Origin of the sequence: Pseudomonas sp. NPDC087336, from assembly GCF_044744285.1 — a bacterium.
Lineage (GTDB): Bacteria > Pseudomonadota > Gammaproteobacteria > Pseudomonadales > Pseudomonadaceae > Aquipseudomonas.
In genome coordinates this window covers 1-23,984 of record NZ_JBIUYA010000004.1, presented here as the reverse complement: position 1 = coordinate 23,984, position 23,984 = coordinate 1, and the positions used below count along the sequence as shown (strand labels likewise).

Annotated in this window: 20 protein-coding genes and 1 pseudogene; 10 read left to right on the top strand and 11 right to left on the bottom strand. The window is 61.7% G+C overall.

Annotation, left to right across the window (positions count from 1 at the left end):
• Nucleotides 1–65: 65 nt before the first annotated feature.
• The 9 genes from ACIO0C_RS05015 to ACIO0C_RS04975 all read right to left on the bottom strand — a co-directional run bounded on the left by ACIO0C_RS05015 (nt 66) and on the right by ACIO0C_RS04975 (nt 9,442).
• Complete coding sequence (locus tag ACIO0C_RS05015) at nt 66–1,223, bottom strand: phosphatidylserine/phosphatidylglycerophosphate/cardiolipin synthase family protein (RefSeq protein WP_401308627.1); 1,158 nt, start codon at nt 1,221–1,223, stop codon at nt 66–68.
• 1 nt (nt 1,224) lies between these two features.
• A complete protein-coding gene (locus ACIO0C_RS05010; protein ID WP_401308624.1) occupies nt 1,225–1,815 on the bottom strand; it encodes a YceI family protein in 591 nt (196 codons plus the stop codon).
• A gap of 153 nt (nt 1,816–1,968) precedes the next feature.
• Nucleotides 1,969–2,739, bottom strand: a complete 771-nt coding sequence (locus ACIO0C_RS05005; protein ID WP_401308622.1) for an IclR family transcriptional regulator — start codon at nt 2,737–2,739, stop codon at nt 1,969–1,971.
• Nucleotides 2,740–2,808: 69 nt separating this feature from the next.
• Entirely contained in the window at nt 2,809–4,251 is a 1,443-nt protein-coding gene (locus tag ACIO0C_RS05000) for an amidase (protein WP_401308619.1), read from the bottom strand.
• Between the two features lie 2 nt (nt 4,252–4,253).
• Nucleotides 4,254–5,564, bottom strand: a complete 1,311-nt coding sequence (locus ACIO0C_RS04995) for a citrate-proton symporter (protein WP_401308616.1) — start codon at nt 5,562–5,564, stop codon at nt 4,254–4,256.
• A gap of 81 nt (nt 5,565–5,645) precedes the next feature.
• Nucleotides 5,646–6,821 carry a M20 aminoacylase family protein gene (locus ACIO0C_RS04990; protein WP_401308613.1) on the bottom strand — a complete coding sequence of 392 codons (1,176 nt, stop codon included), beginning with the start codon at nt 6,819–6,821 and terminating at the stop codon, nt 5,646–5,648.
• A gap of 147 nt (nt 6,822–6,968) precedes the next feature.
• A complete protein-coding gene (locus tag ACIO0C_RS04985) occupies nt 6,969–7,292 on the bottom strand; it encodes an amidase (protein WP_401308610.1) in 324 nt (107 codons plus the stop codon).
• Complete coding sequence (locus tag ACIO0C_RS04980; protein ID WP_401308607.1) at nt 7,289–8,383, bottom strand: serine hydrolase domain-containing protein; 1,095 nt, start codon at nt 8,381–8,383, stop codon at nt 7,289–7,291. The genes ACIO0C_RS04985 and ACIO0C_RS04980 overlap by 4 nt, the downstream gene beginning before the upstream one ends.
• 180 nt (nt 8,384–8,563) lie before the next feature.
• Nucleotides 8,564–9,442, bottom strand: coding sequence for an acyl-CoA dehydrogenase (locus ACIO0C_RS04975; RefSeq protein ID WP_401308604.1), 879 nt, complete (start codon nt 9,440–9,442; stop codon nt 8,564–8,566).
• Nucleotides 9,443–9,599: 157 nt separating this feature from the next.
• Between ACIO0C_RS04975 and olsB the strand changes: the two genes are divergently transcribed.
• On the top strand, nt 9,600–10,355 hold the full coding sequence (gene olsB, locus ACIO0C_RS04970) for an L-ornithine N(alpha)-acyltransferase (RefSeq protein WP_401308601.1): 756 nt from the start codon (nt 9,600–9,602) through the stop codon (nt 10,353–10,355).
• Nucleotides 10,355–11,149 (top strand): lysophospholipid acyltransferase family protein, encoded by a 795-nt coding sequence (locus ACIO0C_RS04965; RefSeq protein ID WP_401308599.1) that lies wholly within the window; start codon nt 10,355–10,357, stop codon nt 11,147–11,149. The genes olsB and ACIO0C_RS04965 overlap by 1 nt, the downstream gene beginning before the upstream one ends.
• A 66-nt stretch (nt 11,150–11,215) precedes the next feature.
• Here ACIO0C_RS04965 and ACIO0C_RS04960 read toward each other — a convergent pair whose 3' ends face one another.
• Nucleotides 11,216–11,785, bottom strand: coding sequence for an ACP phosphodiesterase (locus tag ACIO0C_RS04960; RefSeq protein WP_401308596.1), 570 nt, complete (start codon nt 11,783–11,785; stop codon nt 11,216–11,218).
• Nucleotides 11,786–11,956: 171 nt separating this feature from the next.
• Here ACIO0C_RS04960 and ACIO0C_RS04955 point away from each other — a divergent pair, with 171 nt between their 5' ends.
• The 4 genes from ACIO0C_RS04955 (at nt 11,957) to ACIO0C_RS04940 (ending at nt 15,023) form a co-directional block, all read left to right on the top strand.
• The gene (locus ACIO0C_RS04955; protein ID WP_401308593.1) at nt 11,957–12,259 is read left to right on the top strand and encodes an ArsR/SmtB family transcription factor; all 303 of its coding nucleotides are present in this window, start codon (nt 11,957–11,959) and stop codon (nt 12,257–12,259) included.
• A 35-nt stretch (nt 12,260–12,294) separates the two neighbouring features.
• Nucleotides 12,295–13,461 carry an MFS transporter gene (locus ACIO0C_RS04950; RefSeq protein WP_401308591.1) on the top strand — a complete coding sequence of 389 codons (1,167 nt, stop codon included), beginning with the start codon at nt 12,295–12,297 and terminating at the stop codon, nt 13,459–13,461.
• A gap of 21 nt (nt 13,462–13,482) precedes the next feature.
• Nucleotides 13,483–14,532 (top strand): alkene reductase, encoded by a 1,050-nt coding sequence (locus tag ACIO0C_RS04945; RefSeq protein WP_401308588.1) that lies wholly within the window; start codon nt 13,483–13,485, stop codon nt 14,530–14,532.
• A 224-nt stretch (nt 14,533–14,756) separates the two neighbouring features.
• Nucleotides 14,757–15,023 carry a DUF3077 domain-containing protein gene (locus ACIO0C_RS04940; RefSeq protein ID WP_401308585.1) on the top strand — a complete coding sequence of 89 codons (267 nt, stop codon included), beginning with the start codon at nt 14,757–14,759 and terminating at the stop codon, nt 15,021–15,023.
• 623 nt (nt 15,024–15,646) lie between these two features.
• On the opposite strand, the pseudogene ACIO0C_RS04935 reads toward ACIO0C_RS04940, so the two are convergent.
• Nucleotides 15,647–16,278, bottom strand: a pseudogene (locus tag ACIO0C_RS04935) (TetR family transcriptional regulator).
• Nucleotides 16,279–16,545: 267 nt separating this feature from the next.
• On the opposite strand from ACIO0C_RS04935, the gene ACIO0C_RS04930 reads away from it, so the two are divergent.
• The 4 genes from ACIO0C_RS04930 to ACIO0C_RS04915 all read left to right on the top strand — a co-directional run bounded on the left by ACIO0C_RS04930 (nt 16,546) and on the right by ACIO0C_RS04915 (nt 23,859).
• On the top strand, nt 16,546–17,703 hold the full coding sequence (locus ACIO0C_RS04930) for an efflux RND transporter periplasmic adaptor subunit (protein WP_401308582.1): 1,158 nt from the start codon (nt 16,546–16,548) through the stop codon (nt 17,701–17,703).
• 3 nt (nt 17,704–17,706) lie between these two features.
• Nucleotides 17,707–20,868 carry an efflux RND transporter permease subunit EmhB gene (gene emhB / locus ACIO0C_RS04925; protein WP_401308580.1) on the top strand — a complete coding sequence of 1,054 codons (3,162 nt, stop codon included), beginning with the start codon at nt 17,707–17,709 and terminating at the stop codon, nt 20,866–20,868.
• Nucleotides 20,868–22,328 carry an efflux RND transporter outer membrane subunit EmhC gene (emhC, locus tag ACIO0C_RS04920; protein ID WP_401308578.1) on the top strand — a complete coding sequence of 487 codons (1,461 nt, stop codon included), beginning with the start codon at nt 20,868–20,870 and terminating at the stop codon, nt 22,326–22,328. The genes emhB and emhC overlap by 1 nt, the downstream gene beginning before the upstream one ends.
• Before the next feature lie 271 nt (nt 22,329–22,599).
• Nucleotides 22,600–23,859: an OprD family porin gene (locus ACIO0C_RS04915; protein WP_401308575.1), complete on the top strand. Its 1,260-nt coding sequence runs from the start codon at nt 22,600–22,602 to the stop codon at nt 23,857–23,859.
• Nucleotides 23,860–23,984 lie beyond the last annotated feature (125 nt).

Here is a 23,984-nt window from a genome sequence, read left to right as displayed (position 1 = left end):
CGTCACACCGCCACCCACTGTGGGAGCTGGCAAGCCAGCTCCCACAGTGTTTTTTGGTGAGACGACTATCCCCGTCGATCCAGCAGATTCACCACCAACCGGTCCACCCACCCCCACACCCGCTGCTTGACCCGCTTCCACAGCGGCCGGCGTTGCCATGCCTCCAGGCTGACTTCCTGGCTTAGCGAGAAGTCCTTTTCGAAGCTCGCCACCACGTCACGGGTCAATCCAGGGTCCAGCGCTTCAAGATTGGCCTCCAGGTTGAAACGCAGATTCCAGTGATCGAAATTGCACGAGCCGATGCTCACCCAATCATCGACCAGGACCATTTTCAGGTGCAGGAAACACGGCTGGTACTCGAAAATCTGCACCCCGGACTTGAGCAGTCGCGGGTAGTAGCGATGCCCGGCGTAACGCACTGACGGGTGATCGGTGCGAGGTCCGGTCAACAGCAGCCGCACATCGACCCCTCGGGAGGCCGCGCGGCGCAGTGAACGACGGACTTTCCAGGTCGGCAGAAAATACGGGGTAGCCAGCCAGATCCGCTTCTGTCCGCTGTTCAACGCGCGAATCAGCGATTGCAGGATGTCCCGGTGCTGGCGGGCGTCGGCATAGGCGACCCGGCCCATGCCCTCGCCCATGGCTGGCACGCGGGGCAAGCGCGGCAGACCGAAATGCGAGGCCGGTCGCCAGGCGCGACGATGGCGGTTGGCGATCCATTGGCGGTCGAACAGCAATTGCCAGTCGAGCACCAGCGGGCCGGTGATTTCCACCATCACTTCGTGCCACTCGCTGACGTCTTCGTTTGGCGTCCAGAATTCATCGGTCACACCGGTGCCGCCGACCACGGCCATGCTCTGGTCCACCAGCAACAGCTTGCGGTGATCGCGGTAGAAGTTGCCGACCCAGCGCCGCCAGCTTAGGCGATTGTAGAAGCGCAGCTCGACACCGGCGGCCGTGAGCCGCTGGCGCAGGGTCAGGGTAAAGGCGAGGCTGCCATAGTCATCGAACAGGCAGCGCACCCGCACACCGCGCTCGGCGGCCTGGACCAGTGCCTGCACCATGGCTTCGGCGCAGGCGCTCGCCTCCACCAGGTACAGCTCCAGCTCGACCTGTTCTTCGGCCCGGGCAATCGCCACCAGCATGCGCGGGAAGAATTGCGGGCCGTCGACCAGTAACTCGAAGCGATTGCCTTCACGCCAGGGAAAGATCGGGCCGGCCATGTCAACGCGCCGTGAAGATCAGCACCGCACCCACCGGCACCGACAGACTGATGGCCGACAGGCCGGCGACCTTGCGTAGCGCTTCCAGGCCGGGCGCCAGATCGAAGACTTCGGCATTGATCACCACCGGCTCCAGCGTCACCACCTGGAAACGCCGGTCATCGAGACGGGTGGCCAGCAGTTCAGCGTTGTAGGTGTGTTGCTTGCCGTGCAAGTCGACGGTCAGCGGCAGGCGTAATTCCAGTTGCGCACCCGGCGCGAGGTCATTGATCGGCCGCAGGTCGATTTGCGTGGTGATCAGCGCTTCGGCAAAGGTCTGGACCTCGAACAAGTCCTTGCGCATGCGTTCATCACGCAAGGGAATGCCGCTGTTGATCGATTCCAGCTCGACTTCGACCTCGGCCTTGCCGTTGGGATCGACTTTGCCGTGCAACACTAAAAAGCGCTGCACTTCGGAAACATTGGCGTTTTTGGTGCTGACGAACGACAGCCGCGAGGATTCGCCGTCCAGGTACCAGTTGGCCTGGGCCGACAGCGAAGCGCCCGCCAACAGCAGGCAGGTAAGGGTTTTGGTGACAGACCGCTTGAACATAAAGACTCGTGGGGCAGATAAACCTGTGCTGAACCTTAACTGCCCACGGCGCTATTGCAAACCGAAGATCAAAAGATCGCCGCCTGCGCCAGCTCCTACATTGCAATGGTGTACATCCTGTAGGAGCTGCCGCAGGCTGCGATCTTTTCGGGTTTACACCATCGCCTGCTGCACATCGCCAATGGTGGCGGCGAGGCTGTTCAGGTGCAGGCTCAGGACCCGCTCCACCGGCGCCTGATCCATCGGCCAATGCAACGCCATGCTGCCGACCAACCGACCCTCGGTGTGAATCGGCAAGGCCACCGCGCGAATCAGGAAGGGTAAACGCACCGGGTATTCCCAGTAGCCTTCGGTGCGCTGGCCGAAACCTTGATGCAATGCCTGTTGCGTGGCACTGAACAGCGACTCGTCGCTCAGCCGCTCACGCTCGGCCAGGCGCTGCACTTCATGACTTTCCAGCTCACCGAGGCAAGCCCGACCCATGGCCGAATGAAACAGGCTGGCATGCTGGCCCACGATCTGACAGTTGTTGGGGTAACGCTTGCGCAGGTTCGAAGGGATCGCACTTTCCATCACTTCCACCCGTTCGCCATCGAAGCAAGACAGGTCCGCCACCAGCCCGGTGCGCTCGCTCAATTCCAGCAACAGCGGCGCGGCGTTTTCCACCAGGCGCCGCTTGAAGCGCTGCCGACTGTCACCGAACAGGCGTTTGGCACACAAGCGGTAACGCCGGTCGCTCAAGCCGCGATAGATCCAGCCTTGCTCCTGCAAGGTCAGCAGCATGCGCGACACCGTGGCCTTGGGCAGGCTAGTCAGGTAGTGCAATTCCTCCAGGCCCAGCGCCTGATGCTCTCCCAGCAACTCGACGATCGCCAGGGCACGCTCGACGGAACGTACGCTGCCGGTTTCTGCCTTGCTGTCCATGTATCCGATCTCCTTGGGCGCTGATGGACGATCAGTTTTTGCAGCAAGATGTGGGCCTGCCCACCGGTTTCACGCACGTTGCAGACAACCGGGCGGCCGCCGCTGGACCCACTGGGCCAGTTGCTCGTGGGCATAGGCCATTTGCAACACCGCGCGGTCGGCCTGGGCCGGGCCGATGATTTGCAGGCCCATCGGCAGCCCGGCCGGGTTGAAACCCACCGGCACGTTCATGCTCGGCAAACCGGCCAGGGTGGGGCCGATCACCACCTCCATCCAGCGGTGATAAGTGTCCATGCTCTGCCCGCCGACGACACGCGGCCAAGGGGTTTGTGCATCAAAAGGGAACACTTGCGCCGTGGGCAGCAGCAGGAAATCGTAACGCTTGAACAGATCGCTCAAGGCGCGATACCACTCGCTGCGACTGACCGAGGCCTGATAGACATCCGCCGCCGTCAGGCGCAGGCCACCCTCGATTTCCCATTGGGCCTCGGGCTTGAGCTGTTCGCGTTTGTGCGGATCGGCATAAAGGCTACCGAGGCTGCCTTGCACCAGCCAGTGGCGGTGCACCAGCCAGGTCTGCCACAGGCGTTCCATGGAGAAGTCCGGCTGACAGGCTTCGACCTGGCAGCCCAGGGTCGTAAAGTCCTGCAGCGCCGACTCACACAGGCTCATCACGCCAGGGTCCATCGGCAAATAGCCGTTGTAGTCGCCCAGCCACCCCACGCGGACCCCGCTGAAATCCTGCGCCAGCGACTGATGAAATATCTGCGGGTCCTGATTCAACGACAACGGCACACGAGGGTCATACCCGGCCTGGGTCCCGAGCAAGCGCGCGACATCCGTGACGGTGCGGCCCATCGGCCCTTCGGTGGCCAGTTGCTGGACAAACACCTCTGGCTGCGGACCATGTGGCACGCGGCCCTGGGACGGACGCAAGCCGAACACGTTGTTGAACGCCGCCGGGTTACGCAGCGAGCCCATCATGTCACTGCCGTCGGCGACCGGCAGCATGCGCAACGCCAACGCCACCGCCGCCCCGCCGCTGCTGCCACCGGCACTCAACGTCGGGTCGTAGGCATTGGTGGTGGTGCCGAACACGCTGTTGTAGGTGTGCGAGCCGAGGCCGAATTCCGGCACGTTGGTCTTGCCGATGATGATCGCGCCGCCATCACGAACCCGCGCCACGCTGATGGCGTCGTGCTGTGGAACCTGTTCGGCGAACAACGGCGAACCCATGCTCGTGCGCAACCCGGCGGTGGCCGCCAGGTCCTTCACCGCTTGCGGCATGCCGTGCATCCAGCCGCGGGACTGGCCCTGGTCCAGTTGTCGGTCGCAGGCATCGGCCTCTGTCAGCAGCTCCTCGGCAGGCCGCAGCGACACCAGCGCATTGACCTGCGGATTGAAGCGTTCGATCTGCGCCAGATAGGCCTGCATCACTTCACGGCAGGATACCTCTCGCCCGTGGATGGCCTGGGACAACGCATCGGCGTCCATTTCAACAATCGGATTCATGCTCAAGGTTTCACCCCAAGGTTAAGGGCAACGGATCGCTTTGCCCGTGGTGCTTCCTGCATGCAGTAAGTGCCCAACAGCGTCAGCAGGCAAGCGAACAATACGTAGAACGATGGCGCCACCGGCGTGGCCAGCACCTTGCTCAGCCAGGTGACGATCAGCGGGGCGAAACCGCCGAACACCATGACCGCAACGTTATAGGCCACCGACACCCCGGTGGAACGCACTTCAATCGGAAACTGCTCGGCCAGCGCCGTCGGTGCAGGGCCAAAGAAGCCGCCAATCGAACTGCACAACAGCAGTTGCATCACCAGCAAGCGCTCCACCGAGGGCGCTGCCGCGACCCACACGTACAGTGGATAGACCATCAGGAAAAACGCCAGGGTGAAGGCCATCAACACCGGACGGCGACCGAGACGGTCGGACAACGCGCCGGACAGCGGTATCACCACGGTCATCACCGCTACCGCGAGCATTTGCACCAGCAGCACCTGGTCCAGCGGCAAACCGAGGTTTTTGTGGGCGAAGGTCGGCATGTTTACCAACACCACGTAGAACGACACGGTAGCACCGCACGCCAGGCCCATCGATACCAGAATGGCGCGGCGATGTTCGCGGATCACTTGCAGCAAACCCGGGCTTTCGCCTTTGGCCTGTTTGCGTGCCTCGAGAAACTCTTCCGGTTCCTCCATGTGCTTGCGAATCCACAGACCGACCGGGCCGATCAACAGGCCGATCATGAATGGAATCCGCCAGCCCCAGCTGTCCAGTGCCTCGGGGGTCAGCAGATGGGTGAACAGCGCCACCATGCCCGCCCCGCAAAACACTGCCAGGCACTGCCCGACCAATTGCCACGAACCGTACAAACCCTTGCGGTGCGCGGGCGCGCTTTCCACCAGGAACGCCGTGGCACTGGCGTATTCGCCGCCAGTGGCGAAACCCTGGAGCATCCGCGCCACCACGATAAGCAATGGCGCGCCCATGCCGATAGCCGCGTAGTTGGGCGCGAAGGCGATCAGTGCGATCGACACGGTCATCAGGCGGATGATCATTTGCATCGCCGCCTTGCGGCCTTTGCGGTCCGAATACATGCCCAGAAGGATGCCGCCCACCGGGCGCATGAAGAAGCCGACGCCGAAGGTCGCCAGGGCCATCAGCAACGACGCGTATTCGTCCTCGGAGGGAAAAAACTGTCGGGCGATGATGCTCGCCAGAAAACCGTAAACAATGAAGTCATACCATTCCAGCGCATTGCCGATAACGGCAGCGACCACCTGCCGGGTGCGCGAAACACCTGTGCTCGAAGTGTGCATGGGGAACTCTCCAGAAACCAGTTGGGCGATGCCGGGCGCGACCTGACACGCCCGGTCCAGCGGCAGTAGAAAGTGAAAGGGTCAGGCCGGCTTTAGCCAGCTCTCGGTCAGCGCGCCCCAATACGCAGCCCCGGTCAGCAGGATGTCGTCGTTGAAGTCGTAGGCAGGGTTGTGCACCATCGGCCGCGATACGCCGTTGCCGATGAACAGGTAGGCACCGGGACAGCGTTGCAGCATCCAGGCGAAGTCTTCGCTGCCCATGAGTTTAGGGGTGTTGCCATCGACCGCATCAGCACCGACCAGCGCGACGCCGACTTGCCGGGCGAACTCGGTTTCGGCGGCGTGGTTGACCAGTACCGGGTAGGCCGGACGGTGTTCGATTTTCGAACTGCAACCGAAGCTTTGGGCCTGGGACTCGATGATCGCGCGCACCCGGTCGAGGGTCTGCTCTCGCACCTGTGCGTTCAACGCGCGCAGGCTCAGGCGCAGAATCGCCTGCTGAGGGATGACGTTGGCCGCCTCCCCGGCCTGCAATGCACCGACCGTTACCACCGCCGCCTGCTGCGCATCGATGTTGCGTGCGACCACGGTTTGCAGGGCCATGACCACGCTGGCTGCCGCCACCAAGGGGTCGACTGCCAGGTGCGGCATCGAACCGTGCCCGCCGACGCCTTCGATGGTCACGGTGAGCAAATCCTGCGAAGCCATCATCGGCCCTTCGCGAAAACCCAGGTGCCCCGCTGGCAAGCCTGGCATGTTGTGCATGCCGAACAGCGCGTCGCAGGGAAAACGTTCGAGCAGGCCATCGGCGAGCATCGCTTCGGCACCGCCCTGGCCTTCTTCGGCGGGCTGGAAAATCAGGGTCAGGGTGCCATCGAACTGGCGAGTCGCCGCCAGGTAACGCGCCGCGCCCAGCAACATCGTGGTGTGGCCGTCGTGCCCGCAGGCATGCATGCAGCCCTGATGCCGGCTACTGTAGGCCGCACCGGTATTCTCGATGATCGGCAGCGCATCCATGTCCGCCCGTATCCCGAGTTTGCGCGGGCTACTGCCGTTGCGCAGGACACCGACCACCCCGGTCTTGCCGATGCCGGTGTGGACTTCGTAACCCCATTCTTCAAGCGACCTGGCGACCAGCGCCGAAGTGCGGTTTTCCTCGAAGCCAAGCTCCGGGTGAGCGTGGATGTCCTGGCGGGTAGCATGCAGGTCACTGGCGACGTCGTTGAGCCAGGCAAGAATGTGCTGATGTCGGGTCATGGGATTTCCTCGGGCCGGGTGTATTCCCGTTCTTTTTGTTCGCTGTGATTTCGCGACAGATCAAAGGCAGGTCGCGTTCGCCACCAGATAACCGCGAGTCGCGCGTGAGGACAATCGAATGTGGTTCCACCAGATGGAACCTGCAGGTCAGCGGTTCAGGCGACAACCCTGGCGCTCGCCGATCCACTCGGCGCTGTTGCTTCGCCCCAGGCCGCTGACGGTGATGCGCTTGCTGGAGGCATCATCGGCAAAACCGCTGGTGGGCAGCCACTGTTTGACATAGCCACGACAATACTCGGTGTCGTTGTTCATCACGTAGCGGCATGAGCAATATTCTTTGGCGGTGTAGGCGCTGATGATGTCGGGGAACGCCCACAGCGCCAGCCGTTCGTGCCAGATCCAGCCGAGCAAGGCGAGCAACAGCACCAGCAGCAGCGAGCTGAAAGGACGGCGACGAATGAAACCGCTCATGGCTGCGCCCTCCCGGCAAATGCCTCGAACGCCAGCCTGAGCAATTCGTTGTGCCGGTAACTGCCGTCGCGGTCATCGCCGTAGCGCACGATCACCAGGTTTGCGCCAGGAATCACGTACATCGCCTGGCCCCAATGGCCCAACGCGGCAAATGTATCGGCGGGCGCATTGGGCCAGGGACGGGCGCTCCCGTCTGCGGCACGATTGAGCCACCAGTGGCCGCCGGGCACCGCATCATCGTGATTGGCGCGATAGCCCGCAAAGGGTTCGCGATTGAATGCAACCCAGTCCTTGGGCAGCAATTGTTTATCGCCCCAGCGACCGTCCCGCGCCATCAACAGACCGATGCGGGCCAGATCCCGGGCGGTGAGATAGGCATATGACGAGGCGACGAACGTTCCCGTGGCGTCGGTTTCCCAGATGGCTTGGCGAATTTCCAGAGGCTCGAACAGCGCGGTCCACGGATAGTCCGCGTAGCGATCCGGACCGACGATGGTTTTCAGTGCGGCAGACAACAGATTGCTGTCACCGCTGGAATAGCGAAACGCCTGCCCCGGTGCGGCGTATGTGTCGTGATCGGCAGTGAACGCGGCCATGTCCGAGTGACCAAGGGTGTAGAGCATGGCCACCACCGAAGACTTCAACGGTGCGTATTCGTAGTCTTCCTGCCAGTCGATTCCGGAAGCCCAGTGCAGCAGGTCGGCCATGCTCAGGTCCGGGTGTTTTTTCAGTGGCGGATAAAATTCGGCCACCGGGTCCTGGAGCCGGAACTGGCCCTCGCCATAAGCCACGCCGAGGACCGTGGCCATCAGGCTTTTGCTGATGGACCAGGTAAGGTGCGGCGTCTGGGCGGTGGTCGGGCCGGCGTAGCGCTCGTAGATCAACCGGCCGTCGCGGATGACGAGTAAGGCATCGGTGCGGATGCCTTGGCGGGTGGTGTCGTCGCGGGGTGGGAAGGCGTATGCCTCTAGCGCCTGAAGCGCCGGCCCCGCGGTGGTTGGGCCTGTGGGCCATTGCTCGGTGGGCCAGTCTTCGGCGTGGGCCGCGAGACTGAGCAACAGCATGAATAACAAGGACAGGCCTTTGGGCATGGCGGGGGCTCGTGGCGATGAACCTGCTGAGCCTAGTCAAGGTTGATGACAGTTCCGGGATTGGTGTTGCCATTGAGATTGCTATCGCGGGCAAGCCCGCTCCCACAGGGATCGGATGTGTGCAAAAACTAGTGTACGCCGCAGCCACTGTGGGAGCGGGCTTGCCCGCGATGAGGCCCGTCAGATCGCCGCCAATGCCTTGGCCAACCGCTTCCCCCTGGCCCCCGCCGCCAGATCCATCACCGCCTGATCGCGCTGCCACATCGCCGCCCACTCCGGCGGTCCTTCGACCAGCGCCTGATTCACTTCAGCCTTGAGCCCCTCGAACTGCGCAAACAACCCACCGAGCAACACATGCCCCGCCGGACTGGCGGGGGGATGTCGACTGACCTCCGCACACCCCGCCAGCAGCGCCAGCAAGCGCAATTGCAAGGCCTGCGGCCAGTCACTGTCCTGGCCGACGCCGTACAGCCAGGCGGTCATGGCACTCAAGACATAGATGTCTTCCAGGGTCCGGAACGGCTTGACGTAGGCATCCCAGCCATCCCCCGCGAGCAATTCGCACAGTGCGCCATCCAGAAACAAGCGGCCATGGCTGATGTCCGGCATCAACGGGATCGGCGGCAGTTTTTCCACCCGCACGCCCGGCTCATCGGGGTAGACCACCGCCAGGCTCAGGCGCGGTGCTTCGCCAGGTTGTTCGCTGCGGGCGGCAATCAACAGCCAGTCGGCGGCATCGCCTGCGGTGACGAAATCCTTGCGTCCGCTCAAGCGCAAATCGTGCAGACGGGTCTGCATGTCAGCCACCCGCAGGCTGCGTTGCTCGGTCGCGCACAGCGCGCCAAGGCTCAACGGCGCGCTTGGCCACAGCATGCGCAACGCCGCCTGATAGCCCACCAGGAACGCCAGCCCCGGCGTCGCCATCAAGCGTGCACCGACCACGGCCAGTTCAAACGGCGTGACGTTTCCCAACTGCTGCAACAGCGTTGCGAACCCCTCACCCAGATCCGGGTTGGCGGGCAAGCGAGCGTGACGATTCAACAGGGTTTGCCAGGGCATAAGGAGGCTCCTTGAGGGCTGTCATACAAGCATCACCAAAGTTTAACGGCGATGACACCGGGGCTACATAGCCTGACTTTGCACAACACGGCTGGATAAAGAAAGTCGATTCGCTGTAACCCCCAAGACGGGTGAGCAGCCCGCACGGAGATTCGCCATGACTCAGATCGCCCGCATCAGCGACACCGGCAACGAACGCCGCCTGCAAGCCGAACGTCTGATAGGCGCCGAGGCTTTGCAGCAAGCCCAGGCCTTGCGCTTCAACGTCTTCAGCGGCGAATTCAACGCCAAGCTCAAAGGCGCGGAGCTGGGTCTGGACATGGACGATTACGATGTTCACTGCACCCACATCGGCGTGCGCGACCTGAACACCGGGCGCCTGGTGGCGACCACCCGCCTGCTCGACCACACCGCTGCCAGCAGCCTGGGCAAGTTCTACAGCGAAGAAGAATTCAGCCTGCACGGCCTGGTCCATCTGCAAGGCCCGATCCTGGAGATTGGCCGCACCTGTGTCGACCCGGCCTACCGCAACGGCGGCACCATCGCCGTGCTCTGGGGTGAGCTGGCGGAAGTGCTGAACCAGGGCGGCTACAGCTACCTGATGGGCTGCGCAAGCATTCCGATGCAGGACGGCGGGATCCAGGCCCACGCCATCATGCAGCGCCTGCGCGAACGTTACCTGTGCACCGAACACCTGCGGGCCGAACCGAAAAAACCGCTGCCGACCCTGGATATTCCCTCGAACGTGATCGCCGAAATGCCGCCGCTGCTCAAGGCCTACATGCGCCTGGGCGCGAAGATCTGCGGCGAGCCGTGCTGGGACGAAGATTTCCAGGTGGCCGATGTGTTCATCCTGCTCAAGCGCGACGAGCTTTGCCCGCGCTACGCCAAACACTTCAAGGCGGCTGTGTGATGCGTCGGTTGCGCGTGTACGCGCGAATCGCCCGGGTGTCGCTGGTGGTCGGGCTCGGCCTGAGCATGGCAACCGTGTTTGGTGTCTTCGAGCGGCTGGGGCTGAGCCATTCGATGGAGCGCCGCCAGCGCTGGTCGCGGTTTTTCATGGCGCGCCTGAGCAACGCCCTGCCCTTCGATGTAACTGTGCACGGTGAGTTGCCGAGGACGCCGATGCTCTGGGTCAGCAACCACGTATCCTGGACCGACATCCCTCTGCTGGGCATGCTCACGCCATTATCGTTCCTGTCCAAGGCCGAAGTGCGCACCTGGCCGGTGGCCGGCTGGTTGGCGGCCAAGGCCGGCAGCCTGTTTATCCGTCGCGGTTCGGGCGACAGCCAGTTGATCCGCAAACAGATGACACGCCACCTGGCGCACGCTCACCCGCTGCTGATGTTCCCGGAAGGCACCACCACCGATGGCCGCTCTCTGCGCACTTTCCACGGTCGCCTGCTGTCGGCGGCGATTGATTCGCAGGTACAGCTGCAACCGGTGGCGATCCGATATGTGCGCAACGGCGAGCCCGACACGCTGGCGCCGTTCATTGGTGATGATGATCTGTTGTCACACTTGATGCGCTTGTTTGCCAATGACCGTGGCGCGGTGGAGATTCATCTGCTCAAGCCGATTGCTTGCGAAGGACGTGAGCGCGCAGCACTGGCGTTCGAGGCGCAGCAGGCGGTGCAGAAGGCGTTGTTTGGCGAAGTGGCGAAACCTGTCGAGCCACGGCGTGCCGGCGAACTGATCGCCGCCTGACGCACACGATCTATATGTAGGAGCGAGCGGTGCGGCAAGCCTCGCTCCTACAAGGAAGACTGGATGTCAGCGGTTTTGGACGAACGCCTGAAGCTGCGGATAAAACAACCGAAAATCCTCGCTCAACGGCTCATACAACACCCGCAATTCCTGCATCGCGGCGGCCAGCTCTTCGGGCCGGGTCAAGCGCCGGGAAATCCCCCGCAACACCTGCTCCAGCACTTCGAAGTCCCGATAGGATCCCAACCAGTCATTGGCCACCATGTGCGGCGCGATCCTCGCCAGTCGCTCCGGCAACTGCTTTTGACTGGACATCACCCGGTACACGTCCGAGGTGAACAGCTCCAGCGGCCGGTCCGCATATAGCTTCCAGTCCCGTGCCAGGCAGTGGTCGAAAAACACGTCGAGCACGATCCCGGCATAGCGCCGGCGTGTTAGGGAAAAGCGCGACAACGAGGTATCCACCAGCGGATGGCGATCGGTAAACACGTCGATGCTGCGATGCAGCTGGATGGCCGTTTCGATTTCCGGATCGAACTGGCCCTGCAGCCGTCCCTTGACGAAATCGCCATACAGACTGCCAAGCAATTGGCCGGGACGCTGGCCACCGAGATGAAGATGTGCGAGATAGTTCATTGCGCCAGCTTAGCACTGCGCCCTTGTCCCTATACAATCTTCGTATCGTTATAACTCGATATACCGATTTGTTCGGTCATCAGATCGAAATCATATTGGTATATCGCGAAATACCGATTTAAAGTTCGCTTCATCGCGATATAGCGTTTTACTAATCACGAGCCCCCGACCATGAACCTTGACCTCGACGAAATAATAAAAGCCCTGGCGCACCCGGTACGGCGAGAAATCCTGCACTGGCTCAAAGACCCGACCGTCGAATTCCCCGATCAGGCCCACAGCAACGAGCACGGCGTTTGCGCCGGGCAGATCGATCAACGTTGCGGTCTATCGCAGTCCACGGTGTCCGCACACCTGGCCACCCTGCAACGCGCCGGCCTGATCAGCAGCCGCAAAGTCGGCCAGTGGCACTTCTTCAAACGTAACGAGGAAACCATCCAGGAGTTCCTCCGCATCTTCAGCAAAGAGCTCTGACCCTTTACGTCAGCCAGCCGACAAGGAATCCACCCATGCCCCTCTCGCTACTCATATTGGCGTTAAGCGCCTTCGCCATCGGCACCACCGAGTTCGTCATCATGGGCTTGTTGCCCGATGTGGCGGCCGACCTCGGTGTGTCGATCCCCGGCGCCGGCTGGCTGGTAACCGGTTACGCCCTGGGCGTGGCCATTGGTGCGCCGTTCATGGCACTGGCCACCGCGCGGTTGCCGCGCAAGGCCGCCCTGGTGGCGCTGATGGGCATTTTCATTGTCGGCAACCTGCTCTGCGCGGTGGCCAGTGACTACAACGTACTGATGTTTGCCCGTGTGGTGACGGCGCTTTGCCACGGTGCGTTCTTTGGTATCGGTTCAGTGGTGGCGGCAGGCCTGGTGCCGGCCAACAAACGCGCCTCGGCCGTGGCCCTGATGTTCACCGGCCTGACCCTGGCCAACGTCCTCGGCGTACCGCTGGGCACCGCGCTCGGTCAACAGGCCGGCTGGCGCTCGACCTTCTGGGCGGTGACCGTGATCGGCGTGATCGCATTGATCGGCCTGATTCGCTTCCTGCCGGCCAAGCGCGATGAAGAAAAACTCGACATGCGCGCCGAGCTGCGTGCGCTCAAGGGTGCCGGTATCTGGCTGTCCCTGAGCATGACCGCGCTGTTCGCCGCCTCGGTATTCACCCTGTTCACCTATGTGGCGCCACTGTTGGGCGAAGTCACCGGTGTCTCGCCCCGCGGCGTCACCTGGACCCTGATGCTCATCGGCCTGGGCCTGACCGTCGGCAACATCATCGGCGGCAAACTGGCGGACAAGGGCCTGGCGGCAACGCTGATCGGCGTCTTCATCGCCATGGCCGCGGTCTCCACCGTATTGACCTGGACCAGCGTCGCGCTGATCCCGACCGAAATCACCCTGTTCCTCTGGGCCACCGCGTGTTTCGCCGCCGTGCCTGCCCTGCAAGTGAACGTGGTGACCTACGGCAAGGCCGCACCGAACCTGGTCTCGACCCTCAACATCGGCGCCTTCAACGTCGGCAATGCCCTGGGCGCCTGGGTTGGCGGCAGCGTCATCGCCCACGGTTTCGGCCTGACCAGCGTGCCCCTGGCGGCAGCGGCCCTGGCGGTACTCGCCCTGCTGGCGACCCTGATCACCTTCCGTCAGAGCGGCGACCCCGAACTGGCCCCTGTTACCAACTGATCTTCACAAGAGAGCTATTTCATGACGACTATTTTCGATCCGATCAAACTGGGCGACCTCGAACTGGCCAACCGCATCATCATGGCCCCGCTGACCCGCTGCCGCGCCGACGAAGGCCGCGTACCCAACGCGTTGATGGCCGAGTACTACGTGCAACGCGCTTCGGCCGGCCTGATCCTCAGCGAAGCCACTTCGGTCACGCCGATGGGCGTCGGCTACCCCGACACCCCCGGCATCTGGTCCAACGACCAGGTGCGCGGCTGGACCAACGTCACCAAGGCGATCCACGGCGCGGGCGGCAAGATTTTCCTGCAACTGTGGCACGTCGGCCGGGTCTCCCACGAGTCGTACCTGAACGGCGAAAAGCCGGTCGCCCCGAGCGCCATCCAACCTAAAGGTCATGTCAGCCTGGTGCGTCCGCTGGCCGATTACCCGACGCCGCGGGCGCTGGAAACCGCTGAAATCGCCGACATCGTCGACGCTTACCGCGTGGGAGCGGAAAACGCCAAGGCCGCCGGTTTCGATGGCGTGGAAATCCACGGCGCCAACGGCTACCTGCTCGACCAGTTCCTGCAAAGCAGCACCAACCAGCGCACCGACCAATACGGCGGCTCCCTGGAAAACCGTGCCCGCCTGTTGCTGGAAGTGACCGACGCCGCGATCGAAGTCTGGGGCGCCGGCCGCGTCGGTGTGCACCTGGCACCCCGCGCCGACTCCCATGACATGGGCGACGACAACCTCGCCGAAACCTTCACCTACGTCGCCCGCGAACTGGGCAAACGTGGCATCGCCTTCATCTGTTCGCGTGAAAAAGAAGCCGACGACAGCCTCGGCCCACAGATCAAGGAAGCCTTCGGCGGCCCGTACATCATCAACGAACGCTTCACCAAGGACAGCGCCAATGCCTGGCTGGCCAGTGGTAAGGCTGATGCAGTGGCGTTCGGTGTGCCATTCATTGCCAACCCGGATTTGCCGGCACGTTTGAAGGCCGATGCGCCGCTGAACGAGGCCCGCCCGGAACTGTTCTACGGTAAAGGCCCGGTCGGCTACATCGACTACCCGACGTTGTAATCGTCAGCCGTTGAAATGCAAACGCCCTGGACTCTTATGAGCCGGGGCTTTTTTTGGGTTTTCACGTAATCACAGAAAACCCAGAAACAAAAACGCCGATTTGTTTATGCCAGATGTTTATGTGCGTTTACCTAAGGTGTCGAATTATCGGATGACGACTTAGGACCTTGTAGGCAAACAACCGGAGACTATCCCGTCAAAGAAAAGCGCGACAAGGCATCAAAGTGCCCAAAACCGTCGGCTTCACACCCTTCCTGTATCTCTCGAATCAACCTCTGCTCCACGTCTGTCGAGACGTCCCCGTCGCCGACGCCCTGGCTCAAGCCTGCGACCTGCTGTTCCTCGCCAAGTCCCTGACCGTGGATGCCGCTTACGCCCGAGACTCTGACCACCACGCCTGTGCCGCGTATTACCTGACTGCGATGAGCAAAGCGGTGATCGATGATGTGGCGAAGGTTTTGGAGCGAGGGGTTGACCGCAAACGCAAGTAAGCCGTGCAATAGCGATAACTCATGAACACAAAAGCCCCGACTCGAAAGAGCCGAGGCCTTTTATTTATCGTGAATTTGACGCGCCCTCTGTAGGAGCGAGCCGGCTCCCAAAGGGTATCGAGTGCACCCGCCACATCAGGTCGAGTGTCAGCTCGCCTCGCCTGCTTTTGATTTTGATCCACCCGCCCCTTCGGCAGGCTGAGCGGAGGTGTCCATCCGGGGATTGGCGCGCAGCGCCGTTCGACGCAGTCGAACACATCGCATGTAGGTGCCAGCGAAGCCAACCGGAGGGCGATGCCCCCGGATGGATACCGGAGCGAAGGAACGCCGAGCCTTAGCGAGGGGGCCGGACGCTGGCTATCAGGCCGCCTTCGCGAGCAAGCTCGCTCCTACAGGGATTTGGATGCATCCGCGAGAGTGGGGTTGGACTTCAGGCCGCCTTCGCGGGCAAGCCTCGCTCCTACGGACTCGACACAAAATCCCTACAAAATACTGCGCCTGCTACCTGTCAACCGACCGAACAGGCGTATATAAAAGCACCCTTGCGTCACAGCGCCCCGTGAAGAACTGTTCATCTAAGGCTTCAACGGTTGACACACGGGAAGCCGATTACGCATTTTGTTTCACTTACGCAGGCTGGGATTGAAACGCAGCATGTCCAGCGCGATATCGACCCACCGCTCGGCTTCGGCGTGCAGCTCAAAGCTGTCCGGCGCAAGCAACCACTGGTACAACAGGCCATCTATATAGGCATGAATGCTGACAGCCGCACGGACGGTGTCGAGATCCTCCGGCAATTGCCCGCGGTTCACGGCATTACGCAGGGTCAGGCCGATGCGCATGTTGCACTCCAGGCTGGCGGTCCGGCGTTGCTGACGCAGATCGCACATTTCATCGGTGAACTCGCACTTATGAAACAGAATCTCGTTGATGCGTCGGGTCTTTGGATCCAGAGCAACTTCATGAAACAAATGAATCAGCAACCGGCGCATGCAGCCCAGCGGATCGAGCTCGTCTTCGCTTTCGGCGGCTTTGGCCAGTTCATCAAGGGGCTCATGCAAGCTGTCGAGCATGGCCTGCACCAGGTCCGCCTTGTTGCTGAAATGCCAGTAAATCGCCCCGCGGGTGACGCCGGCCAGGGTCGCGATGTCCGCCAGGGTCGTGCGCGCCACACCCCGCTCGAAAAGGCTTTTTCGGCCGCTTCGAGTATCTGGCTGCGGGTTTCTTGAGCTTCCTCTTTGGTACGACGGACCATGGCAGTACAACCTCAATCAGGATGCTTCAGCGATGTCTGGATATCAGCTGAATAAAAGCGGGGCGAGTGCTCTCGGGTATCGTCCCCGGACCTACGATTCGAACCTTCCAATGGCATTTGTAACGGCTTGGGTACACGACCAAGGTATTTACAAACAGCCATGAATGTAAGTATATTCCTTAGCATGCTACTTATCCACTCGGCCCTCACTTTTTAACCTTCAATCTTTTCTTGTGCGTTTTTTTCGCGCCTGACCCGAGGATTTTCATGCAATTCAAGCCAGCTGTTACCGCTCTGGTCGCCGCCGTCGCCCTGGCATCGCTGCTCAGCGGATGTAAAAAGGAAGAGGCCCCCGCGGCCGCACCACCGCCTCAGGTCGGCGTCGTCACCCTGCAGACGCAAACGTTTACGTTGACGTCCGATCTGCCAGGACGCACCAGTGCGTTCCGCATTGCCGAAGTGCGCCCACAGGTCAACGGCATCATTCTCAAGCGTCTGTTCAAGGAAGGCGGCGACGTCAAGGCCGGCCAGCAGCTGTATCAGATCGATCCATCGGTTTATGACGCTACGCTCAAAAGCGCCGAAGCCAACCTGCGTTCGACCAAGTCGATCTCCGACCGCTACAAGCAACTGGTCGACGAACAGGCCGTGAGCCGCCAGGAATACGACACCGCCGTGGCCAATCGCCTGCAATCGGAAGCCGCACTGCAAACGGCCCAGATCAACGTGCGTTACACCAAGGTGTATGCGCCGTTGACCGGCCGGATCGGGCGTTCGTCGGTCACCGAAGGCGCCCTGGTCAGCAACGGCCAGACCGAAGCGATGGCGGTGATCCAGCAACTGGACCCGATCTACGTCGACGTCACCCAGTCCTCGGTCGAGCTGCTTACGCTGCGCCGCGAACTGGAAAGCGGTCGCCTGCAGAAGGCCGGCGACAACGCCGCGAAAGTCAAGCTGACCCTCGAGGATGGCAGTCAGTACAAACTCGACGGCAAGCTTGAGTTCTCCGAGGTCTCGGTTGACCAGACCACCGGCTCGGTGACGCTGCGCGCCGTGTTCCCGAACCCTGATCACACGCTTCTGCCGGGCATGTTCGTGCACGCCCAGTTGCAGGCAGGCGTCAACAGCGCCGCGATCCTGGCGCCGCAGCAAGGCGTCACCCGCGACCTCAAAGGCACGCCGACCGCACTGGTCGTGGGTCCCGACAACAAGGTCGAACTGCGTCAGCTCAAGGCTAACCGTACCGTCGGCAACCAATGGTTGATCGAGGATGGCCTGAAGGCCGGCGATCGCCTGATCACCGAAGGCCTGCAATTCGTCAAGCCAGGCATCGAAGTCAAGCCCACTGACGCCACCAACGTAAGCACAAAAAACCCGGCCTCCGCCAAGCCAGCTGAGCAGGCTTCCAGCGGCCAAGGGGAGTAATTCATGTCAAAATTCTTCATCGACCGTCCGATTTTCGCCTGGGTAATCGCCCTGGTGATCATGCTGGTCGGGGCTCTATCGATCCTTAAGCTGCCGATCAACCAGTACCCGAGCATTGCGCCGCCGGCCATCGCCATTTCCGTGACCTACCCGGGCGCTTCGGCGCAAACCGTGCAGGACACCGTGGTCCAGGTGATCGAGCAACAGCTCAACGGTATCGACAACTTGCGTTATGTGTCTTCGGAAAGTAACTCCGACGGCACCATGACCATTACTGCGACCTTCGAGCAAGGCACCAACTCCGATACCGCGCAGGTCCAGGTCCAGAACAAGCTGAACCTGGCCACTCCACTGTTGCCGCAAGAAGTGCAGCAGCAGGGTATCCGCGTGACCAAGGCGGTGAAGAACTTCCTGCTGGTCATCGGTGTGGTGTCGCGTGACGGCAGCATGACCAAGGACGACCTGTCCAACTACATCGTGTCCAACATGCAGGACCCGATCTCGCGGACCGCCGGTGTCGGCGACTTCCAAGTGTTCGGTTCCCAGTACGCCATGCGCATCTGGCTCGACCCGGCCAAGTTGAACAACTTCAACCTGACCCCGATCGATGTCAAAACCGCCATTGCCGCACAGAACGTCCAGGTGTCGTCCGGCCAGCTCGGTGGCCTGCCGGCCCTGCCCGGCACCCAGTTGAACGCGACGATCATCGGCAAGACCCGCCTGCAGACCGCCGAGCAATTCAACAAGATCCTGCTCAAGGTCAACAAGGACGGCTCCCAGGTTCGCCTCCAGGATGTCGCCAGCGTCGGCCTGGGTGGTGAGAACTACAGCATCAACGCCCAGTTCAACGGCGCCCCGGCTTCCGGCCTGGCCGTGAAACTGGCCACCGGCGCCAACGCCCTGGATACCGCCAAGGCCCTGCGCACGACCATCGACAACCTCAAGCCATTCTTCCCCGAAGGGATGGAAGTGGTGTTCCCGTACGACACCACGCCGGTGGTGACAGAATCGATCAAGGGCGTGGTTCACACCCTGGTCGAAGCGGTGGGGCTGGTGTTCCTGGTGATGTTCCTGTTCCTGCAGAACTTCCGTGCCACCATCATCACCACGATGACGGTACCGGTGGTATTGCTCGGTACATTCGGCATCCTCGCGGCGGCCGGGTTCAGCATCAACACCCTGACCATGTTCGGTATGGTGCTGGCCATCGGCTTGCTGGTGGACGACGCCATCGTCGTGGTGGAAAACGTCGAACGGGTGATGAGCGAAGAAGGCCTGTCACCCAAAGAAGCCACCAAGAAGTCCATGGGCCAGATCCAGGGCGCACTGGTGGGTATCGCCCTGGTGCTGTCGGCGGTACTGCTGCCAATGGCGTTCTTCAGCGGCTCCACGGGTGTGATCTACAAACAGTTCTCGATCACCATCGTCTCGGCCATGGCCCTGTCGGTACTGGTTGCCCTGATCTTCACGCCGGCGCTTTGCGCCACCATGCTCAAGGCGATTCCGAAGGGCGAGCACCACACCCCGAAGCGCGGCTTCTTTGGCTGGTTCAACCGCAACTTCGACCGCGGCGTCAAAAGCTACGAGCGTGGCGTGGGTAGCATGCTCACCCATAAGGCGCCGTATCTGCTGGCCTATATCATCATCGTCGTTGGTATGATCTGGCTGTTCACCCGCATTCCAACCGCGTTCCTGCCGGAAGAAGACCAGGGCGTACTGTTCGCCCAGGTACAGACCCCAGCCGGTTCGACGGCCCAGCGCACCCAGGTGGTCGTGGACGAAATGCGTGAATACCTGCTGCGTCCGGGCAAGGATGGCGGTGAAGGTGATGCGGTGAACTCGGTGTTTACCGTGACCGGCTTCAACTTCGCCGGCCGCGGCCAGAGCTCGGGCATGGCGTTCATCATGCTGCGTCCATGGGAAGATCGTAACGCCGACAACAGCGTGTTCAAGGTCGCAGCCCGCGCCCAGCAACACTTCTTCACCTTCCGTGACGCCATGGTGTTTGCCTTCGCGCCACCGGCGGTACTGGAATTGGGTAACGCCACCGGTTTCGACGTGTTCCTGCAGGACCGCGCCGGCATCGGTCACGACAAGCTGATGGAAGCCCGTAACCAGTTCCTCGGCATGGCGGCGCAAAGCAAGATCCTGACGCAAGTGCGTCCGAACGGCTTGAATGATGAGCCGCAATACCAGCTGGAAATCGATGACGAGAAGGCCAGTGCCCTGGGCATTACCATCGCCGACATCAACAACACCCTGTCGATCGCCCTGGGCAGTAGCTACGTCAACGACTTCATCGACCGCGGTCGGGTGAAGAAGGTTTACGTACAAGGCCAGCCCGGTGCGCGCATGAGCCCTGAAGACTTGCAGAAGTGGTACGTGCGCAACAGCGTCGGCACCATGGTGCCGTTCTCGGCGTTCGCCAAGGGTGAGTGGATTTACGGATCGCCGAAACTGGCCCGTTACAACGGTGTGGAAGCGGTGGAAGTCCTCGGCGCCCCGGCACCGGGTTACTCCACCGGTGAAGCCATGGCCGAAGTCGAAGCCATCGCCAAGAAACTGCCAGCCGGTGTCGGTATTTCCTGGACCGGCCTGTCCTACGAGGAACGTCTGTCGGGTTCGCAAGCGCCTGCGCTGTACGCCCTGTCGTTGCTGATGGTGTTCCTGTGCCTGGCGGCCCTCTATGAAAGCTGGTCGATTCCGATCGCGGTGATGTTGGTGGTGCCGCTGGGGATCATCGGTGCGTTGATGGCCACCAGCCTGCGCGGCCTGTCCAACGACGTGTACTTCCAGGTGGGCTTGTTGACGACCATCGGCCTGGCGGCGAAAAACGCCATCCTGATTGTCGAATTCGCCAAGGAACTGCACGAACAAGGGCGCAGCCTGCGCGACGCGGCCATCGAAGCCTGCCGCATGCGTCTGCGACCGATCATCATGACCTCGCTCGCGTTCGTGCTCGGTGTGGTACCCCTGGCGATATCCACGGGCGCAGGCTCCGGTAGCCAGCATGCAATCGGCACCGGTGTGATTGGCGGTATGATCACGGCAACCGTGTTGGCGATCTTCTGGGTCCCACTGTTCTTCGTCACTGTGTCGGCCCTGGGTCAGCGTAAAAACGTCGACCAGCAAGACGCCATTGAACCTTCTAAAGAGGCTGGCTAATGAGCAAGTCGCTACTCTCCCTGGCAGTCGCCGCCTTCGTGCTCGGTGGCTGCTCGCTGATACCTGACTATCAGCGGCCGGACGCTCCGGTAGCCGGTCAATACCCGCAGGGCCAGGCGTATTCGCCGGCCCAGGCACCGGCGCAGGCGGCTGCCGAGCAGGGCTGGAAGCAGTTTTTCCATGACCCGGCGCTGCAGCAACTGATTGAGCTATCCCTGGAAAACAACCGTGACCTGCGTGTCGCGGCCTTGAACATCGATGCCTTTGCGGCTCAATACCGCATCTCGCGCGCCGATCTGTTCCCGGCCGTTTCGGCCAACGGTACCGGCAGCCGCCAGCGCGTTCCGGCCAATGCCTCGCAAACCGGCGAGGCAGGCATCACCAGTTCCTACTCGGCCACTGTCGGCATCAGCGCCTATGAACTGGATATGTTCGGCCGGATTCGCAGCCTGAACGAAGAAGCCCTGCAGAAGTACTTCGCTACCGAAGAAGGCCGCCGCAGCACCCAGATCAGCCTGGTGGCCAGCGTCGCCAATGCCTACCTGACCTGGCAGGCCGACAAGGAACTGTACAAGCTGACCCAGGACACCCTGGCCGCGTTCGAGGAGAGCTACAAGCTCACCGCCCGCAGTAACGAAGTGGGGGTCGCTTCGGCCCTGGACCTGGCACAGTCGCGCACCTCGGTGGAAAACGCCCGTGCGCAACTGGCCAAGTACACCCGCCAGGTCGCCCAGGATGAAAACAGCCTGGTGTTGCTGCTAGGCACCGGTATCCCGGCCAACCTGCAAGCGGCCAAACCGCTGAACGACGACCTGCTGGCCGAAGTGCCGCCTGGCCTGCCGTCGGACTTGCTGCAGCGTCGCCCGGACATCCTGCAAGCCGAGTACAACCTCAAGGCCGCCAACGCCAACATTGGCGCGGCGCGGGCAGCGTTCTTCCCGAGCATCAGCCTGACAGCCAACGCCGGGACCTTGAGCCCGGACCTGTCCGGCCTGTTCAAGGGTGGCTCGGGCACCTGGCTGTTCCAGCCGCAGATCAACCTGCCGATCTTCAACGCCGGCAGCCTGCGCGCCAGCCTGGATTACTCGAAAATCCAGAAAGACATTGGCGTGGCGAACTACGAGAAGTCCATCCAGACGGCCTTCCAGGAAGTCGCCGACGGCCTGGCCGCGCGCCAGACCTATGTGCAGCAGTTGCAGGCACAGCAGGATTTCGTCAATGCCAACCAGGACTACTATCGCCTGGCCGAGCGTCGTTACCGCATCGGTGTCGACAGCAACCTGACCTTCCTCGATGCCCAGCGTCAGCTATTCAGCGCCCAACAGGCATTGATCACCGACCGTCTGGCGCAGCTGGTCAGCCAGGTCAACCTGTACAAGGCCCTGGGCGGTGGCTGGAATGAACAGACGGCGAAAAACGAGCCGTTGAAAGAAGAAGCGCCGAAGTTGAAATTGTTCTGATAGCGCGGTGAAAACACGAAGCCCACCTTTTGGTGGGCTTTTTGTTGTTCGATAATCGCCCAATACCTGTTTCCACGGATTGAACCATCTAGTACATACATCGCACCATCCGATCCACAAAACCAATAACAACAGGTCCGATGCCATGCTCCCGCGCCCTGCCCTCTCCGGCTGATCCGCCTCGTTTGTCCTGATTTCGAATGCACGTCTGCAACCCCCGGGTTGCGGCATCACCCTGTTTCATCCCCAAGAATTAGAGAGACCCGAGCCCATGACGCCTTCTTGCGCGCAGTATTTCGTTCCCAGCCTGTTCGCCGTAGCCCTGGCGAGCGCAGCCTTGCCCGCCCAAGCCGAAGAGTCGGGTTTTGTCGAAGGGGCCAAGGTCAACCTGAACCTGCGCAACTTCTATATCAACCGCAACTTCACCAACCCGACCAAGGCCCAGGGCAAGGCCGAAGAGTGGACGCAAAGCTTCATTCTCGATGCCAAGTCCGGGTTTACCCAAGGCACCGTCGGTTTCGGCATGGACGTGCTGGGGCTGTACTCGGTGAAACTCGATGGCGGCAAAGGCACTGGCGGTACCCAGCTGCTGCCGCTGGACAGTGACGGCCGCCCGGCCGACAACTTCGGCCGCACCAACGTGGTGTTCAAGGCCAAGCTGTCGCAGACCGAAGCCAAGGTCGGCGAATGGATGCCGGTGCTGCCGATCCTGCGTTCGGACGACGGTCGTTCGCTGCCGCAAACCTTCCGTGGTGGGCAGCTCACCTCGAAGGAAATCGATGGCCTTACCCTGTACGGCGGCCAGTTCCGCCAAAACAGCCCGCGCGACGACAGCAGCATGGGCGACATGTCGATGACCGGCAAAGCCGCGTTCACCTCCGACCGATTCAACTTCCAGGGCGGCGAATACCTGTTCAACGACAAACGCACCCAGATCGGTGTGTGGAACGCAGAACTCAAGGACATCTACAGCCAGCAATTCATCAACCTGACCCACAGCCAACCGATCGGTGCCTGGACCCTCGGTGCCAACCTCGGTTACTTCTACGGCAAGGATGACGGCAGCGCCCGGGCTGGCGAGCTGGACAACAAGACCCTGTACGGCCTGCTCTCGGCCAAGTACGGCGGCAACACCTTCTACGTCGGCTTGCAGAAACTCACCGGCGACAGCCCGTGGATGCGGGTCAACGGCACCAGCGGCGGCACCCTGGCCAACGATAGCTACAACTCCAGCTACGACAACGCCCGGGAAAAATCCTGGCAAGTGCGCCACGACTACAACTTCGTTGCCATTGGCGTGCCGGGGCTGACCCTGATGAACCGTTACATCAGCGGCGATAACGTCCACACCGGCACGATCACCGATGGCAAGGAATGGGGTCGTGAAAGTGAATTGGGCTACACCGTACAGAGCGGTGCGCTGAAAGACCTGAACGTGAAATGGCGCAACTCGACGATGCGCCGCGACTACAGTAACAACGAGTTCGATGAGAACCGAGTGATCATCAGCTATCCGATCAGCCTGCTCTAAACCTCTGCTGCCTGATCGTTCCCACGCTCTGCGTCACTAGTGTCCGGTAAACATGTTTCATAGCTGAAGGCTGCCTTGGGCAGCCTTCAGCTTTTCTCGCTCCTGCCTTCGTCGATCCCTCAGTT

What these genes read in the sequence shown, in the direction of transcription:
- ACIO0C_RS05015 (WP_401308627.1), bottom strand. Translation starts at nt 1,223, where the DNA reads ATGGCCGGCCCGATCTTTCCCTGGCGTGAAGGCAATCGCTTCGAGTTA.
- ACIO0C_RS05010 (WP_401308624.1), bottom strand. Translation starts at nt 1,815, where the DNA reads ATGTTCAAGCGGTCTGTCACCAAAACCCTTACCTGCCTGCTGTTGGCG.
- ACIO0C_RS05005 (WP_401308622.1), bottom strand. Translation starts at nt 2,739, where the DNA reads ATGGACAGCAAGGCAGAAACCGGCAGCGTACGTTCCGTCGAGCGTGCC.
- ACIO0C_RS05000 (WP_401308619.1), bottom strand. Translation starts at nt 4,251, where the DNA reads ATGAATCCGATTGTTGAAATGGACGCCGATGCGTTGTCCCAGGCCATC.
- ACIO0C_RS04995 (WP_401308616.1), bottom strand. Translation starts at nt 5,564, where the DNA reads ATGCACACTTCGAGCACAGGTGTTTCGCGCACCCGGCAGGTGGTCGCT.
- ACIO0C_RS04990 (WP_401308613.1), bottom strand. Translation starts at nt 6,821, where the DNA reads ATGACCCGACATCAGCACATTCTTGCCTGGCTCAACGACGTCGCCAGT.
- ACIO0C_RS04985 (WP_401308610.1), bottom strand. Translation starts at nt 7,292, where the DNA reads ATGAGCGGTTTCATTCGTCGCCGTCCTTTCAGCTCGCTGCTGCTGGTG.
- ACIO0C_RS04980 (WP_401308607.1), bottom strand. Translation starts at nt 8,383, where the DNA reads ATGCCCAAAGGCCTGTCCTTGTTATTCATGCTGTTGCTCAGTCTCGCG.
- ACIO0C_RS04975 (WP_401308604.1), bottom strand. Translation starts at nt 9,442, where the DNA reads ATGCCCTGGCAAACCCTGTTGAATCGTCACGCTCGCTTGCCCGCCAAC.
- olsB (WP_401308601.1), top strand. Translation starts at nt 9,600, where the DNA reads ATGACTCAGATCGCCCGCATCAGCGACACCGGCAACGAACGCCGCCTG.
- ACIO0C_RS04965 (WP_401308599.1), top strand. Translation starts at nt 10,355, where the DNA reads ATGCGTCGGTTGCGCGTGTACGCGCGAATCGCCCGGGTGTCGCTGGTG.
- ACIO0C_RS04960 (WP_401308596.1), bottom strand. Translation starts at nt 11,785, where the DNA reads ATGAACTATCTCGCACATCTTCATCTCGGTGGCCAGCGTCCCGGCCAA.
- ACIO0C_RS04955 (WP_401308593.1), top strand. Translation starts at nt 11,957, where the DNA reads ATGAACCTTGACCTCGACGAAATAATAAAAGCCCTGGCGCACCCGGTA.
- ACIO0C_RS04950 (WP_401308591.1), top strand. Translation starts at nt 12,295, where the DNA reads ATGCCCCTCTCGCTACTCATATTGGCGTTAAGCGCCTTCGCCATCGGC.
- ACIO0C_RS04945 (WP_401308588.1), top strand. Translation starts at nt 13,483, where the DNA reads ATGACGACTATTTTCGATCCGATCAAACTGGGCGACCTCGAACTGGCC.
- ACIO0C_RS04930 (WP_401308582.1), top strand. Translation starts at nt 16,546, where the DNA reads ATGCAATTCAAGCCAGCTGTTACCGCTCTGGTCGCCGCCGTCGCCCTG.
- emhB (WP_401308580.1), top strand. Translation starts at nt 17,707, where the DNA reads ATGTCAAAATTCTTCATCGACCGTCCGATTTTCGCCTGGGTAATCGCC.
- emhC (WP_401308578.1), top strand. Translation starts at nt 20,868, where the DNA reads ATGAGCAAGTCGCTACTCTCCCTGGCAGTCGCCGCCTTCGTGCTCGGT.
- ACIO0C_RS04915 (WP_401308575.1), top strand. Translation starts at nt 22,600, where the DNA reads ATGACGCCTTCTTGCGCGCAGTATTTCGTTCCCAGCCTGTTCGCCGTA.